This window comes from Streptomyces sp. NPDC001709, assembly GCF_053596375.1.
The window spans coordinates 284224-300081 of record NZ_JBSFGB010000001.1; the positions used below are offsets into that span (position 1 = coordinate 284224).

General features: G+C 71.7%; 13 protein-coding genes. 4 read left to right on the top strand and 9 right to left on the bottom strand.

Features of this window, described 5'->3' with window-relative positions:
- Positions 1–30: 30 nt before the first annotated feature.
- A complete protein-coding gene (locus tag ACWC0C_RS01480; RefSeq protein WP_449198775.1) occupies positions 31–678 on the bottom strand; it encodes a TetR family transcriptional regulator in 648 nt (215 codons plus the stop codon).
- A gap of 242 nt (positions 679–920) precedes the next feature.
- Between ACWC0C_RS01480 and ACWC0C_RS01485 the strand changes: the two genes are divergently transcribed.
- Both ACWC0C_RS01485 and ACWC0C_RS01490 read left to right on the top strand, forming a co-directional pair.
- Positions 921–1595 (top strand): VOC family protein, encoded by a 675-nt coding sequence (locus ACWC0C_RS01485; protein WP_450861125.1) that lies wholly within the window; start codon positions 921–923, stop codon positions 1593–1595.
- A gap of 179 nt (positions 1596–1774) precedes the next feature.
- A complete protein-coding gene (locus ACWC0C_RS01490) occupies positions 1775–4135 on the top strand; it encodes an outer membrane protein assembly factor BamB family protein (protein ID WP_450860753.1) in 2361 nt (786 codons plus the stop codon).
- Between the two features lie 116 nt (positions 4136–4251).
- Here ACWC0C_RS01490 and ACWC0C_RS01495 read toward each other — a convergent pair whose 3' ends face one another.
- The 3 genes from ACWC0C_RS01495 to ACWC0C_RS01505 are packed head-to-tail and all read right to left on the bottom strand — an operon-like array spanning position 4252 to position 6633.
- Positions 4252–5028 (bottom strand): enoyl-CoA hydratase/isomerase family protein, encoded by a 777-nt coding sequence (locus ACWC0C_RS01495; RefSeq protein WP_450860754.1) that lies wholly within the window; start codon positions 5026–5028, stop codon positions 4252–4254.
- Positions 5025–5435 carry a Zn-ribbon domain-containing OB-fold protein gene (locus ACWC0C_RS01500; protein WP_450860756.1) on the bottom strand — a complete coding sequence of 137 codons (411 nt, stop codon included), beginning with the start codon at positions 5433–5435 and terminating at the stop codon, positions 5025–5027. The genes ACWC0C_RS01495 and ACWC0C_RS01500 overlap by 4 nt, the downstream gene beginning before the upstream one ends.
- 16 nt (positions 5436–5451) lie before the next feature.
- Positions 5452–6633, bottom strand: coding sequence for a lipid-transfer protein (locus ACWC0C_RS01505; RefSeq protein WP_450860758.1), 1182 nt, complete (start codon positions 6631–6633; stop codon positions 5452–5454).
- 80 nt (positions 6634–6713) lie between these two features.
- Between ACWC0C_RS01505 and ACWC0C_RS01510 the strand changes: the two genes are divergently transcribed.
- Positions 6714–8312 (top strand): FadD3 family acyl-CoA ligase, encoded by a 1599-nt coding sequence (locus ACWC0C_RS01510; protein ID WP_450860759.1) that lies wholly within the window; start codon positions 6714–6716, stop codon positions 8310–8312.
- Between the two features lie 1218 nt (positions 8313–9530).
- Here the strand turns inward: ACWC0C_RS01510 and ACWC0C_RS01515 are convergent.
- Genes ACWC0C_RS01515 through ACWC0C_RS01525 form a run of 3 tightly spaced genes read right to left on the bottom strand, consistent with a single transcriptional unit; the run spans position 9531 to position 11563 of the window.
- Complete coding sequence (locus ACWC0C_RS01515) at positions 9531–10466, bottom strand: hypothetical protein (protein WP_450860761.1); 936 nt, start codon at positions 10464–10466, stop codon at positions 9531–9533.
- Positions 10467–10524: 58 nt separating this feature from the next.
- The gene (locus ACWC0C_RS01520) at positions 10525–10731 is read right to left on the bottom strand and encodes a DUF397 domain-containing protein (protein WP_449198768.1); all 207 of its coding nucleotides are present in this window, start codon (positions 10729–10731) and stop codon (positions 10525–10527) included.
- Positions 10712–11563 carry a helix-turn-helix domain-containing protein gene (locus tag ACWC0C_RS01525; protein WP_450860763.1) on the bottom strand — a complete coding sequence of 284 codons (852 nt, stop codon included), beginning with the start codon at positions 11561–11563 and terminating at the stop codon, positions 10712–10714. The genes ACWC0C_RS01520 and ACWC0C_RS01525 overlap by 20 nt, the downstream gene beginning before the upstream one ends.
- Before the next feature lie 120 nt (positions 11564–11683).
- Between ACWC0C_RS01525 and ACWC0C_RS01530 the strand changes: the two genes are divergently transcribed.
- A complete protein-coding gene (locus tag ACWC0C_RS01530; protein WP_450860765.1) occupies positions 11684–12304 on the top strand; it encodes an ATP-binding protein in 621 nt (206 codons plus the stop codon).
- 76 nt (positions 12305–12380) lie between these two features.
- On the opposite strand, the gene ACWC0C_RS01535 is transcribed toward ACWC0C_RS01530, so the two are convergent.
- Complete coding sequence (locus tag ACWC0C_RS01535) at positions 12381–12602, bottom strand: hypothetical protein (protein ID WP_449198765.1); 222 nt, start codon at positions 12600–12602, stop codon at positions 12381–12383.
- A 208-nt stretch (positions 12603–12810) separates the two neighbouring features.
- Positions 12811–15834: an AfsR/SARP family transcriptional regulator gene (locus tag ACWC0C_RS01540; protein ID WP_450860767.1), complete on the bottom strand. Its 3024-nt coding sequence runs from the start codon at positions 15832–15834 to the stop codon at positions 12811–12813.
- Between the last annotated feature and the right edge of the window lie 24 nt (positions 15835–15858).

The window sequence follows — 15858 nt, forward strand, 5'->3', positions numbered from 1 at the left end:
GGGGCGCGTACCGTGCGGCGCAGCCGGGTGTTACTTGCTCGGCTTCTTGCCCGTCACGCCCAGGTGCACCAACAGCGCCAGGTTCGGCTTGAGTTCTGCCTGTTTCACGCCCCAGGTCTGGAAGCCCTTCTGGTGTGCCGCCACCGCCGCGAGCATCGCGACCAGGGAGCCGGCCACCGCCGCCGGGTTCACGTCCTTGTCGACCCTGCCCTTGGCCTGCAATTCGGTGATGGATTCCGCGAGGGAGTTGTTCACCGAGTTCAGGATCTTCATGCGGATCTTGTAGAACCGTTTGTCCCCCTCGGCCGCGCCGAGGTCGACGACCCGCAGGATCGCGTCGTTCTTGCGCCAGAACTCGAGGAAGCCGTCCACGAGTTCCTGCGCGGTCTGCCATCCCGACTTCCCGGCCCAGGACCGCCCTGCGAGCAGTTCGGTCAACCCGGCGCCCTCGGTCGCCATTTGCTCGGCGATCTCCAGGACGGCGCCTTCGACGTCGGGGAAGTACTGGTAGAAGGTCGCGGGTGAAGTTCCCGCCTTCCGGGCGACATCGATGACCTTGACGTCCCGGTAGGGGGAGGAGCTGAGCATCTCGCTGAGGCAGTCGAGCAGCTTCTGCCGGGTCGCCTGCCCACGCCGGCCGGCCACGCGGCCGTCGACGGTACGCACTTGTCCTGTCATGCCGTCAGCTTACCGAGGGGTGATCGGAGCGCGATTCGGCCGAGTGCAAATGGGGTGCACGGGTGCTCTGAGGGTGGTGCGCCTGGTCTGCGGGGTGCGCGCGGCCCGGTTACTTTGACGACATGGCCGAAAACAGGGCATCCGCGCATCAAGAGGGGGAAGAGGCAGAAGAGGTAGTAGAGGGGGAAGTGGTAGAGGCGGAAGAGGCGGAAGAGGTGTACGGGGAGGGCGTGCCCTGCTGGGTGGACGCCCAGCTCGCCGACGTCGAGGCGGGCAAACGGTTCTACGGTGAGCTCTTCGGGTGGACCTTCGAGGCGGCGTACGGATCCTCGGTGTGGGCCCGGCTGGCGGGGGAGCCCGTCGCCTCGCTGGCCCCCAAGATCGACGGCCGGATGCCCACCGTCTGGACGGTCTCCTTCGCCACCCCGTACGCCGAGAGCCTCGGCCGGCGGATCATCGCGGCCGGCGGGCACGTGGTCATGGCCCCGTTCCCGGTGGGCGATCTCGGGGTCGCCGCCCTCGCCGCCGATCCCGAGGGCGCGGTGTTCGGGCTGTGGCAGGCGGGCAGGCACCGGGGCTTCGGGCGGCGGCACGAGCCCGGCACCTTCGTCTGGGCCCAGCTGTACACCCGGGACACGGCCGCGGCCAACACCTTCTACGGCGGTCTCTTCCACGACGCCCTGTTCGGCGCGGGTGCCGAGCCCGACTTCGGCCGGGCCGAGGTCACCGACGTCTTCCCGGCCGAGATGCCTCCGCACTTCCTCACCCATTTCCGGGTGGTGGATCTCGACGGCGCTCTGGGGGCCGTACAGCGGCTGGACGGCCGGGTGCAGGCGCCACCCTTCGAGACGTCGTACGGACGAGTGGCCGTCGTCACCGACAATCAGGGGGCGTCGTTCGCACTACTGCAGCGTTGATCCGTCCGGTTTAGGCGGATTAGGTATGAGACACCCCGAACATCACCGGGTTCGCAACCAGCGGCCCGGCCAGGAAGAATCTGGGGTGCGTGCCGCCACGGCGGTGCGGTGGTGAGACGCTGCACTTCGGTCGCGTACATATGTGGATGGCGCGGCTCGTACGGGGAGGTGGCAGGCAAGTGGTGGATCAGCTGACACAGCACGATCCGCGGCGAATCGGGCCGTTCGAGGTGCTGGGGCGGCTGGGCGCCGGCGGCATGGGGCTGGTCTATCTCGCGCGCTCGGCGTCCGGCCGGCGCGTGGCGATCAAGACGGTGCGCACCGAGCTGGCCGAGGACCAGCTCTTCCGGGTCCGCTTCACCCGTGAGGTGGAGGCGGCCCGCGCGGTCTCCGGCTTCTACACGGCGGCCGTCGTGGACGCCGACCCGCGCGCCGCCGTGCCCTGGCTGGCCACGGCCTATGTCCCGGCGCCCTCCCTCGAAGAGATAGTGAACGACTGCGGGCCGCTCCCGGCCCAGGCCGTGCGCTGGCTCGCCGCGGGCGTGGCGGAGGCCCTCCAGTCCATCCACGGCGCCGGGCTGGTCCACCGCGACCTCAAGCCGTCCAACGTGCTCGTGGTCGAGGACGGCCCCCGGGTGATCGACTTCGGCATCGCCTCCGGTGTCTCGAACACCCGGCTGACCATGACCAACGTCGCCGTCGGCACCCCCGCCTACATGTCCCCGGAGCAGGCCAAGGACTCCCGCAGCGTCACCGGCGCCAGCGATGTCTTCTCCCTCGGCTCCATGCTGGTCTTCGCGGCCACCGGTCACCCGCCCTTCCACGGCGCCAACCCGGTCGAGACCGTCTTCATGCTGCTGCGCGAGGGCCCCGACCTCACCGGCCTGCCCGACGAGCTGCGCCCGCTCATCGAAGTCTGCATGCAGATGGACGCCTCCGCCCGGCCCACCCCGGCCGACCTCCAGGCCCAGCTGGCGCCCCATCTCTTCGGCTCCGGCTCCGACGACAGCGGCACCGCCTCCGCCTGGCTGCCCGAGAAGGCCGTCGGTCTCATCGAGGCCCGGCGCGGCGGCCGCCCCGCCGCCAAGCCGTCCCCGGCGCCGACCGGCGGCCCCAGGAGCGGCGGCCGGGCGGCCGTACCCCCGCCGCCCTCGTACGACCCGCCGGTCCCCGTCGGCGCCCCCGCTCCCGGCACCCCCGACACCGGCCCGGTCCGGCTGGCCGGCGCCCAGGTGCCCATCGGCCCCGGCCCGCGCGTCGCCGACGCCCGCGCCGCCGCCGTCAAGGCGCCGCCGCCGGAGGCGGGCCTGGTCGCCAGCTGGTCCCGCCCGCGCCCCGGCGTCGTCGGCGCAGATCCTGCCGTAGGCCCTGCCGTACCGCCCGTGCCGCCCCAGCCCCCGGAGACCGCGAGCGGCTGGCGGCCCTGGCGGTTCCGCATGTCCAACGAGGTCTGGGGCACCCCCTCCGTCGACGGTGACCTGGTCTACGTCACCTCCTTCGAGGTGCACGCCCTGGACGTGGCCACCGGCCGGCGCCGCTTCAAGACGCGGGACGTCGCCTGGTCCATGGCGGTGGCGGACGGCCGTATCCACGCCTCCGACGGCCCGACCCTGTTCGCCCTGGACGCCCGCGAGGGCACCGACCTGTGGCGGCTGTCGACGGACTCCTGGGTGTACTCCCTGAAGGCCGACCACGGCACGGTCGTCACCGGCACCCGCGGCGGCGGCGTCCAGGCCTGGGAGGCGTCGAACGGGCAGAAGCTGTGGGAGATCTCCGGCTGCCAGACCGACTTCGAGTCCCCCGAGGCCGGGCCGCTCGTCCACGACGGCACGGTCTACGTCTGGCAGGACGCCCGGCTGCGCGCCCTGGAGGCCCGCACCGGCGAGGAGCGCTGGTCGTACCCGGTCGGCGACGCGGCCTCCTGCGGCGGAGTGCCCGTGCGGCTCGCCCCGGCCCCCGACGGCTATGTCTACGTCTCCGCCGGCACCAGGGTCCTCGCCATCGAGGCGGCGAGCGGCATGGTCCGCTGGCACTTCGAGGCCCCCGCGGTCTTCCTCAGCCCGCCGGTCTTCAGCCCGGGTCCGGCGGTGACGGGCGGCGGCATCTACCTGGCGGACTACCTGGGCACCGTCTACGCCCTCGACGCCACCGACGGCCGCGACCGCTGGCGCATCGCCACGGAGGCCCGCTCCTCCATCGAGCCGGTGCTGGTGGCGGCCGGCCACGTCCACGTCGGCAGCGGCAAGGGCCTGTACACCCTGGACGCGGTCACCGGCACGCCCAAGTGGCGCTTCCAGGCGGGCGGGGACGTCGTGGGCTCCCCGGCCGTGGCGGAGGGCCGTATCCACTTCGGCTCCACCGACCACCTGCTCTACACCCTGAAGGCCGACGACGGCCGGCTGCGCTGGAAGCTGGCGACGGGCGGCGAGATCACCGGCTCCCCGGTGGTCAAGGACGGCGTGGTGTACGCGTGCAGCAAGGACCGGTGCGTGTACGCGCTGGACGCGGAGAAGGGGACGGGCACGGCCCGCACGGCGTGAGGGCGTGACGAGGGAGTGCGACGGCCGTCGTACCGGTGTGTCACGGAAGGGCTCCAGACGGCGGCCGTCCCAGGGCTGACGCTACCCCGGGTGCGCCCTCCGCGCCATGCGGTCACTCACCGTATCCGCGGCCCGGTACGGTCCCTGTTCCCGAACAGCTCCGCCTGCCGCCCGGCCGGCAGATTGCCCAGGGCGATGAGCGGCGGGGCCTGCGCGAACGCCTGGGCCAGGGCCGCTTCCCGGGCCGCCCACAGCCCCCGCACGGTCCCCTGCACCCCCTCCGGCGGATACCCGGCGATGACGGCGGCACAGCGCACGGCGGCCGCCAACGCCCCGCCCTCCTCCGTGACCTCCGACACGAGCCCGATCTCATGGGCCCGCCGCGCGGAGATCCGCTCGGCGTTCCCCATGAGTGCCATCCGGGCCGCCTCCCCGTACGGCATCCGCGCGGCCATCAGCATGGACTCGTAGGCGCTGACCATGCCGTAGCTGGTGTGCGGATCGAAGAACCCGGCCGTCGGATCGGCGACGACGAACTCGCACTCGCCCAGCAGATAGAAGGCACCCCCGCAGGCCATTCCGCGTACGGCGGCCACGACCGGCTTCCACAGGTCGTTCGCCTTGGGCCCGATGGCCAGCAGCGGATCGTCCTGCATGTACGGCGACGAGGGCTGCGGTACGACGACGTCCCGGTCGATCCCGGTACAGAACGCCCGCTCCCCGCTCCCGGTGAGCACGACGGCCCGCACGGAATCGTCGAACCGCAACGCCCGCCAGATCACGGTGAGTTCGTGAACCATGTCCATGTCGATGGCGTTGAGCCGGTGCGGCCGGTCCAGCGTGACGACGGCGACCCCGCTGTCCTTGTCCGCCTCGACCCGCACGGTGCTCATGCGAGCACCCACTGCGGAAGCCCGCCGTCGCCGAAGACGACATGCACCCGGGCGCCCACCCTGAGGCGCCCCGGATCGAGGGAGTCGAGGGGCGCACCGGCGTGGCTGACCACATTGCCGACCAGCCGTATCCGCGGCGCGTCCGCCAGCTCCACCACCACCACGTTGTACGGCGCCTGCGCGGCGTAGTCGGGCAGCAGCGGCGGATGCGGCACGACGTACGACCAGATCCGTCCGCGCCCGCTGGTGAGCTGCCACTCGGTCGAGAAGGACTGGCAGTGCGGGCAGCAGGGGCGGGGCGGGAAGCGGGGTTCGTGGCAGTCGCCGCACGCCTGGACGCGCAGTTCGCCCCGGGCGGCGTACTCCCAGAAGGGGGCGCCGTCGGTGTCGGTGACGGGAGTCAGCATCGTCAGCTCCTGATCGTCAGCTCCGGAGGAGGAGGGCGGAGGTGGGCACGCCCTCACCGGCCGTGACCAGGCAGGTGGCGGCGCCGGGTACCTGGGCGGTGCTGGTCCCGCGCAGCTGCTTCACGCCCTCGTTGATGAGGTTGAAGCCATGCACATAGGCCTCGCTGAGCCCGCCCCCGCCGGTGTTGAGCGGCAGCCGCCCCCCGATCTCCAGCGCCCCGCCCTCGGTGAAGGCGCCGCCTTCCCCCCGCCCGCAGAAGCCGTACCCCTCCAGCGAGAGCGGTATGAGCACGCTGAAGGCGTCATAGATCTGCGCCACGTCGACGTCCTCCGGCGTGAAGTCGGCGTGCTTCCACAGGTGCCGGGCGGCGGTCCAGGCGGGCCCGGTGAGGGGGTCGTCGTTCCAGTAGTTGACCATGCCGTGGTGCTGGGCGGGCAGTCCCTGGGCGGCGGAGTGGACGTACACGGGCTTCCTGGCGCAGTCCCGGGCGCGTTCCCTGGAGACCAGGACACAGGCGAGGGCCCCGTCCGTCTCCAGGCAGTTGTCGAAGAGGCACAGCGGCTCGCTGATCCAGCGCGAGGTCATGTACATCTCGCGGGTGAGCGGCCGTTCGTACATGACGGCCGCCGGATTCTGGTTGGCGCGGTTGCGGCAGGCGAGGGCGACGTTGAAGAGGTGGTCGCGGGTGGCGCCGTACTCGTGCATGTACCGCCGCGCCAGCATGGCGATCTCATCGGCGGGCCGGAGCAGCCCGAAGGGCCGGGTCCACTGGGCCGGGGTGGGCAACTGCACGGCCGTGCTGGTCCAGGGCCGCGGCCCGGAGCCCCGCTTCCGCGACCGCCAGGCGACACCGACGGTGGCCTGCCCGGCGGCGATGGCGGCGGCGAGATGGCCGACGGTGGCACAGGACCCACCACCTCCGTACCCCACCTTGCTGAAGAAGGTCAGATCCCCGAACCCCACCGCCTTCGCCAGCTCGACCTCGTCGGTCTCCTCCATGGTGTAGGAGGCGAGGGCGTCGACCTCACCGGGCGAGATCCCCGCGTCGTCGAGCGCGGCGAGCACGGCCCGGCAGGCGAGGGTCTTCTCATCCTCCGCAAGGTGCTTGGCGAACGAGGTCTGCCCGATCCCGACGATGGCGGTGGCGTCCTTAAGTCCGGTCCCTGTCGAGGCTGTCGCGGCTCTCGAGGCTCTCAAGGCTTCCCCCCTCTCCTGACTGCTCGTCAGATTACAGCTAATCTGACGGACAGTCAGCTACGAGGTGCGGGAGGGCTGCTGTGGGCGAGTGGAACACGATCCCCGAGCTGGTGCGCTGGTCGGCCGAGCGGTACGCGGACATCGAGGCCGTGGTCGAGGGCCGCACGAGGATCACGTACGCCGAACTGGGCGCGAGGGTGGAGCGCGCGGCGGCGGCGTGCCTGGCGAGGGGTGTCCGACTCGGCGACAGGGTGGCGGTCTGGGCCCCCAACTCCCTGGACTGGATCACGGCAGCCCTGGGCGCGGTCACGGCGGGCGCGGTCCTCGTCCCCCTCAACACCCGCTTCAAGGGCACGGAGGCGGCGGACGTATTGCGCCGCAGCGGGGCGAGACTGCTGTTCGTGACGGGGACCTTCCTGGGCACGTCATACGTGGCGTCGCTGCGCCGGGCGGCGGGGGAGGGGGTTCCGACGGGCCCGGGCCCGCTGCCGGGATTGCCGGGACTGGAGGAGGTGGTGGTCCTGTCGGAGGACGCGCCCCAGGACTTCCGTACCTGGAAGGACTTCCTGGCGGGAGGGGAGGGGGTGTCGGCGGCCGAAGTGGAGGCGCGGAGCCTGGAGTTGGACGGCTCGGCGCTGTCGGACATCATCTACACGTCGGGTACGACGGGCCGCCCCAAGGGCGCGATGATCACACACGCCCAGACCCTCCGGGCGTACGAGATCTGGGCGGACCTGGCAGGATTGCGGGCCGGCGACCGCTACTTGATCATCAACCCGTTCTTCCACACCTTCGGCTACAAGGCCGGGCTGATCGCGTGCCTCATGCGCGGGGCGGCGATGATCCCGCAGCCGGTGTTCAACGTGGACACGGCCCTGGCGAACATAGCGGCGGAACGGATCTCGGTCCTCCCCGGCCCACCCACCCTCCACCAGTCACTGCTGGACCACCCGTCCCGCGACACCCACGACCTCTCGGCACTCCGACTGGTGGTGACAGGCGCCGCCGTCGTCCCGTTGCTCCTGGTGGAACGCCTGCGCGGCGAACTGGGCGTGGACACGGTCCTCACCGCGTACGGCCTCTCGGAGGCGAGCGGCATCGTCACGATGTGCCGGCGCGGCGACGACCCGTCGGTCATCGCCTCCACCTCGGGCCGGGCCATCCCGGGGACGGAGGTGAAGATGGTGGACGCGACCGGCAAGCCGGTACGGCCCGGTGCGGCGGGCGAAGTGCTGGTTCGCGGCTTCAACGTGATGCACGGCTACTACGAGGACGCCGACGCGACCGCCGAGGTGATCTCGGAGGACGGCTGGCTGCACACGGGCGACGTGGGCGTCCTGGACGAGCTGGGCAACCTACGCATCACGGACCGCATCAAGGACATGTTCATCGTCGGCGGCTTCAACGCCTACCCGGCGGAGATAGAGCAGCTGCTCGCCCTCCACCCGGATGTGCGGGAGGCGGCGGTGATCGGCGTACCGGACGCCCGACTGGGCGAGGTCGCCAAGGCGTTCGTGGTACGAGTGCCGGGCTCGCCCCTTACGTCCGACGACCTGATCGCCTGGTCCCGCCGCGAGATGGCGAACTACAAGGTGCCGAGGTCGGTGGAGTTCGTGGCGGAACTGCCGAGGAACGCGAGCGGGAAGGTGGTGAAGGGGGTTTTGCGGGGGAGGGGGTGAGGGGGAGGGGGCGAATTGCACTTCCGGCGCTGGGTAGTGACCGTGGGGCCGCCCGCTTCTTCGGCCAGTGTCGTGCTTCCGCGAGGCGAGTCAAGGGCGCTCCCGTTCCGCTGCGCTCCACTCCCGCGTCGGCTTCGCCGATGGCCTCCGGCCACCCTTGACACGCCTCGCTCCAGCACGGGGAAGAAGCGAGCGGGCAGCCCGGGGAAAGTGGCCGGCTCAGGCCCGTCGGCCCCTTGGGTCAGCTGCGTTCGCGTCGTCGGCCGAGGGGGCGCGGTCGCGCCTCGCCTGCACGCCGGGTGGGCTAAGCGGCTTTCGGCCGGTGGGGTGCGCGGGCGCGGGGTGGGGACACGCCCGGTGGGCTCGGCGGCTTGCGGTGGGTGGCGTGCGGGTTGGCGGCGCTCGGCCGTGGGTGGGTGCGCGCGGCAGGCGAGGCAACTGGGTGCCTCAGGAGGCGACTTGAGTGGCTGATGTGACCCCAAGGGCGTGCCCTTCTGTCACACCAGCCCCAGAGGCCACGGCAAGCCGAGCAATTGGCAGGCTTGGGCCAGCCTGGGAGCCAGCCCGGGAGAGCTGACCCGCCGTCCGCTGAGGACGAGGGTGCCCAAAGATGCCAACCCCCGCCGTCCTCACCTTCGGGGCCCTCAGATGCCAGGATCCCGCGCCGCCAAGCCGACGTTCGCGGGCTGGCGCGCCCCGGCCACTTGCCGCAAGTCGCCGAGCCGACCGGGCGTGCCGTCGCCGGGCTGGCGCGCCCCGGCCACTTCCCGCAAGCCGCCAACCCGCCCCGGCCTGCCCCACCTCGCTGGCGCGCCTGCCTCTCCCGCAAGCCGCCAAACGCGCCCGGCGTGCCCCCGCCCCCTGACGCGCCCGACCCGCCGGCCGCTCGCCGCCGGCCTCACCCGGCCGACCCGACTCCGCTGACGCGCCCCACCCACCGGCCGCAAGCCGCCAAACGCACCCGGCGTGCAGGCGAGGCGCGGCCGCGCCCGTCGGCCTCGGCCCAGAACGCAGCCGACCCCACACCGCAAACCCCGCCGGGTCACCCGTCTCTCCGGGTCGCTCGCTCGCTTCTTCCCCGTGCTGGAGCGAGGCGTGTCAAGGGTGGCCGGAGGCCATCGGCGAAGCCGACGCGGAGTGGAGCGCAGCGGAACGGGAGCGCCCTTGACTCGCCTCGCGGAAGCACGACACTGGCCGAAGAAGCGGGCGGCCCCACGGTCACTGGGAAACGCCGGTCAGGGGAGCCAGGGTGGCCCGGATCTCCTCGACCATGTACTCAGGGCGGTGGAAAACGTCCTCGGCGCTGTAGCGGAGGAGGGTGCGGATCTCCGGACACCTCAGGATCTGGTTGAAGCGGGCAACGTCCCTCCGGTGCGCATCACGGGTTCCGTGGTAGGCGTAGCCCTCGATCTCCACCCCCAGCCCTGCTGCCCTGAACAGGAAATCGACGACGCGGCGACTGCCGTCCGGGGTGCGTAACTCGGCCTGGCTCTCGGGGTGCAGGTCGGCGTCGTACATGCGTAGTCGGGCAATCGTCTCGGCGGGGGAACCGGCGAGCGGGTCGGCCAGGGGCAGCCAGTTCCGGGCCCGGACCGACCCTTGCAAGGTCGTCTCAAGCGCCTCGGCGATCTCGTCCAGCTTGGTGAGCGGTGCGCGGCGGACCCGCCCGACCCTGCGGTACGTCAGCGCCGAGTCCACGGCGACGATCGCCTCGTCCCTGGGGCCGCGCCGGAGCAGGTCGGCGAGCGTGCGGGTGGGCGTCGTGAGCCGTAATCCCTGTCGCTCCACCACGTCCCTCGTGCTGAGCGGTATCCGGTGTACGTGCACGCCGTCGCTCACACCGCGGATGGTGAGCTGCGGGTCGATGAACTCCAGCGGCCTCCTGCGGCCGTCCCCGAGCATCTCGACCCGCCAGAGGGCAGCCGCTGAACCGTGGCTCACGATCAGCCGGGGGTCGCGGAGCAGCACGGCCCGGAGGTGAGTGAGCAGGTCCGGGTCCCGCCCGGGCTCGGCCCAGGCACCCTGCCGCAGCCGGGTCCAGCCCTCTGCCCGTAGCGCACGCGTGAGACTGCGCCGGGGCCAGCCGGCCTCCACAGCACGTGAGGTGAGCAGGACGCCCCGGTCCGCCAGTGCCCTTAGTTCCGTCCGCTCCACCCCGGCAAGATCGCAGAGTCCGCGACTTGCCGCTTGGCCTGTGGATAACCGGGCTGGGTCAGCCCTTCAGGGAGCCGAGGAAGGTGGTCCAGGCGAGGGGGCGGAAGAGGAGTACGGGGCCGTCCTGGGCCTTCTTCGAGTCGCGGACGGGGATCACCACGCTGGGGTGTGCGTTGGAGACTTCGACACACTCGCCGCCGGTGCCGTTGCTGTAGCTGCTCTTCCGCCACACGACGGTACTCAGGTCAATCCCGGTGCTTGCCATCTCGGTAGTCCTCTGCCGCAGCCTCGATGATCGCAAGGGACGCCTCAGGCGGCAGTGCGGCGGCCCTGAGCAGATCGTACGACTCGCGGTACTGCTTCACGAGCGCCGGATAGTCGATGAGTTGGCCGCTGTGCAGGGACTCGGTGTACACCACTGGAGGTGCGTCCGTGAAGCTCATGAACCTGGTCATGCCCATCATGAACGGATGGACGCCGGTGGTTTGCGGGACGATCTGCAGAATGGAGTGCGTCCTCTTCACCACCTGCGCGATGTGCTCCAGCAGTTCCGCCATCCGTACATCGGGAAGGGCTGGTCGCCGGATCAGCGACTCGTCCAGGATTGCCCAGAACTTCGGCGGGCTGTCCGAGTCGAAGAGCTTGGCCCGTTCCATGCGGGCGCTGACCTTCTCCTCGACCTCCTCGTCCGAGGCCCGGGGCATGGCGGCTCGTACGATCGCGCGGGTATAGGAGGCCGTCTGCAGCAACCCCGGCACCAGCATCGGCGCCCAGTCCTCGATCGTCTCCGCATGCTGCTCCAACTCCGCCACATCCGCGAAGTACTCCGCATGCCCCGACTGCCGTGCCCGGCGCGCATCTTCACAGCGGCGCTCGAAAAACCCGTCGGTTCTCAGCACCTTGTCGACATGCCGGGCCAGATCCATCGGCATGCGCCGCTCACCGCGCTCGATCTGGCTCAGGAACGGCACGCCCCGGAAGCTTCCCTCGGCCAACTGCTCCAACGTCAGCCCCGCCAGCTCCCGTTGGTAGCGCAACTCGGCGCCGTAGAAGGAGGGGACGTTCGCCGACGCATCGGGATCTTTGCGTGGGGGCACAACTCATCACCGCCGTTTGCCACTTGCGCTTGCGCAGCCGAAATCTCTTCAAAAGGTACCGTCGTCGGCGCCACTGTGTGACTGATTCATCACAGAGAGCACAGGAAGGCGTACGCACCCGTGTCGTCCTCGAATCCCCCCTCCGCCCACCCCGCCAACTCCGCCTTCGACACCACCCTCTGCGTGGAGGACCTGCGCGACGCCCTCTGCGTCCACGGCATCACCCTGCCGTCCCTCCGGGTGGACCTGCCGAGCTTCGCGGGCAGGTGCCAGCCTCCTGCCGGCCTGGTGGCGCTCGGCAACTGCAACACCGCTACGGCACGCAGGCTGGCAGCGGTGCTGCGGAGTTTCGGTACGGCACCGAGCCGGCCGCCGCTGGACGTGGAGCTTCCCGCCGTACCGGAGGCGCTCCGGGGCCTGCGCCGTACCGTGCGCCGCTACTTGGACGCGCCTTGCTCCGATGTCCAGCTCTGTGTCACCGAACTCGTCACCAACGTGATCCGGCATGTGGGGGAGGCGACTCCGGTCCGTGTGCGGGTGGCCCGGGCGGACGGCAACCGCATCCGCGTCGAGGTCACGGACTCGGCCGGGCAGGCCCTACCCGTGTCCCTGCCCGGCGCGCTCGACGCCGAGGACGGGCGTGGCCTCGCCCTGCTGGACGCGGTGGCGCTGCGCTGGGGCGTGGAGCAGGAGGCGGAGGGCAAGACGGTGTGGTGCGAGCTCGGAGTTCATCGAACCTGACTGCCCCTGGACACACCTCGGCCGCGACGGCTCCCCCTCGGCGCCGTCGCGGCCGGTCCCCCGTGCGGGAGGTGGCTCAGCTGGGTTCGGACGTCACGTGGGTGTTGTCCGGAGTCACCGTGCCGTCGGCGGCGGCTGCCTCGACGTCCGTGACATGGGTGTTGAGCGGCTTGACCGTCTCGTCCGCCGGGGCGTCCGTGACGTGCGTGTTGAGCGGCTGGACCTTCCCGCTCGCCGGGGCGTCGGTGACATGCGTGTTGTCCGGCTGGACAATCGTGTTGTTGTCGGTGTTGCTCATGGTGCCTCCCCTGGTGGATCACTGTGGAACGTGAGAGCCCGCCCGGTCACTCCCCCGTGGGTGGCCGGGCGGGCCACTCGGGCCGCCCAACCCTAATCCCCCGGTGTGGCGACCCTCACCGCGGTCCGTCTGCCCCCCGACGCGACGGATCGACAACAAGGAGAGTGCCGGGGCGCGATAAACGAACGATGAACGCCCCGGCAGGAGTTCAGGCGGCCGCCACCAAAGTCAGGAGCTCGCGGACCTCGTCGGCCTCCGGGGCGGCCAGGCGCTCGTAGATCTCCAGGGCTTCACGCCAGCAGACCTGGGCCCGGCCGGAGTGGCCGATGCCGTTCAGGGCACGGCCCAGCACGGTGAGGACATGGCCGCGGCGCCATTCGCCTCCGATGCCTCGAAGGACGGTGAGCGCCATCTCGGCGTTGCTCGCGGCCTGCGACGGCCTGCGCGCGTCCAGGTCGACCTCCGCGAGCCGGCACAGCGTCATTCCTTCCCACAGGCGCTGACGGCTGTCCCGGAAGACGCGCAGGGCCCCTTCCAACTGCTCGGCCGCGCTCTCGTGCTGTCCGGTCTTGCCGAGGGCCAGGCCGAAGGCGTAGCGCCCGTTCGCTCCCCTGAGGGTGTGGCCGAGATCCTGGTAGATGTCCGTTCCCTGGCGGGCGAGGACCACCGCTGTGTCGGCGCGGCCGGTCGCAAGGTGCAGACGTGACAGGTTGCACAGGGCGGCCGCCGTGCCCGCGAGGTCACCGCAGCTGCGGAACTTCTCGATGGCCTGGCTGAAATAGCCTTCGGCGTCCTCGTGCCGGTTCTGGTAGAACGCCGTGCTGCCCAGCACGTTCGCCGCCCAGCAGGAGGGCAGCGGATCGTGGGCTGCTTCAGCGAGCTGGAACGCCTCCAGCGCTTCGCGGTACGCCTGATCGAACACCCCGGAGAACAGCCGCGCATTGCTCAGAACGACCGATGCCCTGCCCTCGGCCCGCACATCGCCGACGGCCCGCGCGACTGCCCTGAGCGCGGCCGCGGCCGCTTCGTACTCGCGCGAGTTGGCGCCGGATTCGGCAAGGTCGACGGACGCCCACAGAAGATCGATCGCGCGCCGCAACGTGCTTCCATCGGCGGACTGCCGTACACAGGCGAGCAGGCAGACGGCCTCCGCGTACAGCCAGTCCTGTGCGCCATGCCTGTCCTCGAAGCTCAATCCCCGGTACTCGGTCGGCTCCAGATGATCCACCAGCCGGTCCCCCGGCCGCTCCATCGCGTAAACCTGTGCCGCCGTCGCCAGATAGAAGTCCAGCAGCCGGGACATCGCGGTCTCCCGTTCGCTGGGAGGCTGTTCGTCCCTTTCCGCGCACGCACGCGCGTAGAGCCGGACCAGGTCGTGGAAGCGGTAGCGGCCGGGTGCCGCGGACTCCAGCAGGGACGTGTCCACCAGGGACTCCAGCAGGTCTTCCGTGTCCTCCAAAGGCAAGTCCAGGACCGCGGCCGCGGCGGCGAGCGAGATGTCCGGGCCGTCCGCGAGGCCCAGCAGGCGGAAGGCTCGGGCCTGGGGCGGCTCCAGCTGGCCGTAGCCCAGCTCGAAGGTGGCCTTGACCGCGAGGTCGCCGGCCTGGAGTTCGTCCAGGCGGCGGCGTTCGTCCGCGAGCTTGGCCGCCAGGACCGAGACCGTCCAGGTGCGGCGGGCCGCCAGGCGGGACGCGGCGATGCGGATCGCCAGGGGGAGGAAGCCGCAGGCCGCCACGACGTCCAGCGCCGACTCGCGCTCCGCCGCGACCCGTTCGTCGCCCACTATCCTCGTGAAGAGGGCGAGGGCCTCTTCGGGGGACATCACGTCCAGGTCGACGAGGTGCGCGCCCGCCAGGTCGACCATGCGGACGCGGGACGTCACCAGGGCCGCGCAGCCGCCCGTGCCCGGCAGCAGCGGGCGTATCTGGGCCGCGTCCTTCGCGTTGTCCAGCAGGACCAGGACCCGGCGGCCGTCCAGGACCGAGCGGTACAGGGCCGCCCGTTCGTCCAGGGAATCGGGGATCGCCGAGTCCGCCGTGCCCAGCGCGCGCAGGAAGGAGCCGAGGACCGTCTCCGGTTCCGCCGGTCTCGGGCCCGCGCCCTGCAGGTCGACGTACAGCTGGCCGTCCGGGAAGGCCGCCCGTGACCGGTGCGCCACGTGCACCGCCAGGGTCGTCTTGCCGACCCCGCCGATGCCGGCCAGTGCCGAGACCGCCATCACCCGGCCGCCCGCCGAGTCCGGTGCCTGCGCCGACCCCGCCGACCCCGTCGGCCGCGCCGACTCCGGTGCCGTCGACGCAGAGGACAGGACCTCGCTCAGCTCGTCGACGAAGGCGGCCCGTCCCGTGAAATCGGGTACGGAAGCCGGGAGTTGGGCCGGGCGGACCGGGGCCGTGGACGGCTCCGCCGCCGGGGACGACGGCTCCGCCAGTGCCGGGTCCGCCTGCAGGATCCGCTGCTGGAGGTCCCGAAGCCCCGGCCGCGGATCGACCCCCAGCTCCTCCGCCAGGAGGCGGCGGGTGTCCGCGTAGACCGCCAGCGCCTCCGCCTGGCGGCCGCTGCGGTACAGCGCCAGCATCAGCAGCTCGCGCAACCGCTCCCGCAGGGGGTGCGCGGCCGTGAGGGCCGTCAGTTCCGAGACCGCCTCCGCGTGGCAGCCCTGCTCCAGGTCCATGTCCAGACGGGATTCGAGGAGGCCCAGGCGCCATTCCTCAAGGCGGACCCGCTGGGTCTCGGCGTAGGGGCCGGGGACGCCGGCCAGGACCTCGCCGTCCCAGAGGGACAGTGCCCGGTTCAGCAGGTCCCGGGCCCGGCACAGGTCGCCGGCGGCCCGTGCCTTCTCCGCCTGTGCCGCGAGGTCCTGCGCGACCGCCAGGTCCAGGGCGCCCTCGCCCGGCGACCGCACCGCGTAACCGCCGGACTCGCTGACCAGGACGCCGGGGGTCAGGATCTTGCGGAGCCGGGACGCGTAGGTGCGCACCGCCGCCAGCGCCTGGGACGGGGGCTCGGGGCCCCACAGCGCGTCGATCAGTTCGGCCGCCGTCGCCGTACGGCCCTCGCGCAGCAGCAGGGCGGCCAGCAGGGCGCGCTGCTGGGGGGAGCCCGTGCTGAGCTGCTCCTCGCCCCGCCAGGCCCGCACCGGGCCGAGCACGCCGAACCGCAGCGCCTCCCGCTCCGTGACGGTCACGGAGCCGGGACGCCGCTGCTCAGGCACTCGCGGCCCACCGTCCATGCGTTCGTCCCCCTCGGCATCACG

Coding starts and splice junctions, on each gene's coding strand:
- ACWC0C_RS01480 (WP_449198775.1), bottom strand. CDS start 678: ATGACAGGACAAGTGCGTACCGTCGACGGCCGCGTGGCCGGCCGGCGT.
- ACWC0C_RS01495 (WP_450860754.1), bottom strand. CDS start 5,028: ATGAGCACCGTGCGGGTCGAGGCGGACAAGGACAGCGGGGTCGCCGTC.
- ACWC0C_RS01500 (WP_450860756.1), bottom strand. CDS start 5,435: ATGCTGACTCCCGTCACCGACACCGACGGCGCCCCCTTCTGGGAGTAC.
- ACWC0C_RS01520 (WP_449198768.1), bottom strand. CDS start 10,731: ATGGCAAGCACCGGGATTGACCTGAGTACCGTCGTGTGGCGGAAGAGC.
- ACWC0C_RS01535 (WP_449198765.1), bottom strand. CDS start 12,602: ATGAGCAACACCGACAACAACACGATTGTCCAGCCGGACAACACGCAT.
- ACWC0C_RS01540 (WP_450860767.1), bottom strand. CDS start 15,834: ATGGACGGTGGGCCGCGAGTGCCTGAGCAGCGGCGTCCCGGCTCCGTG.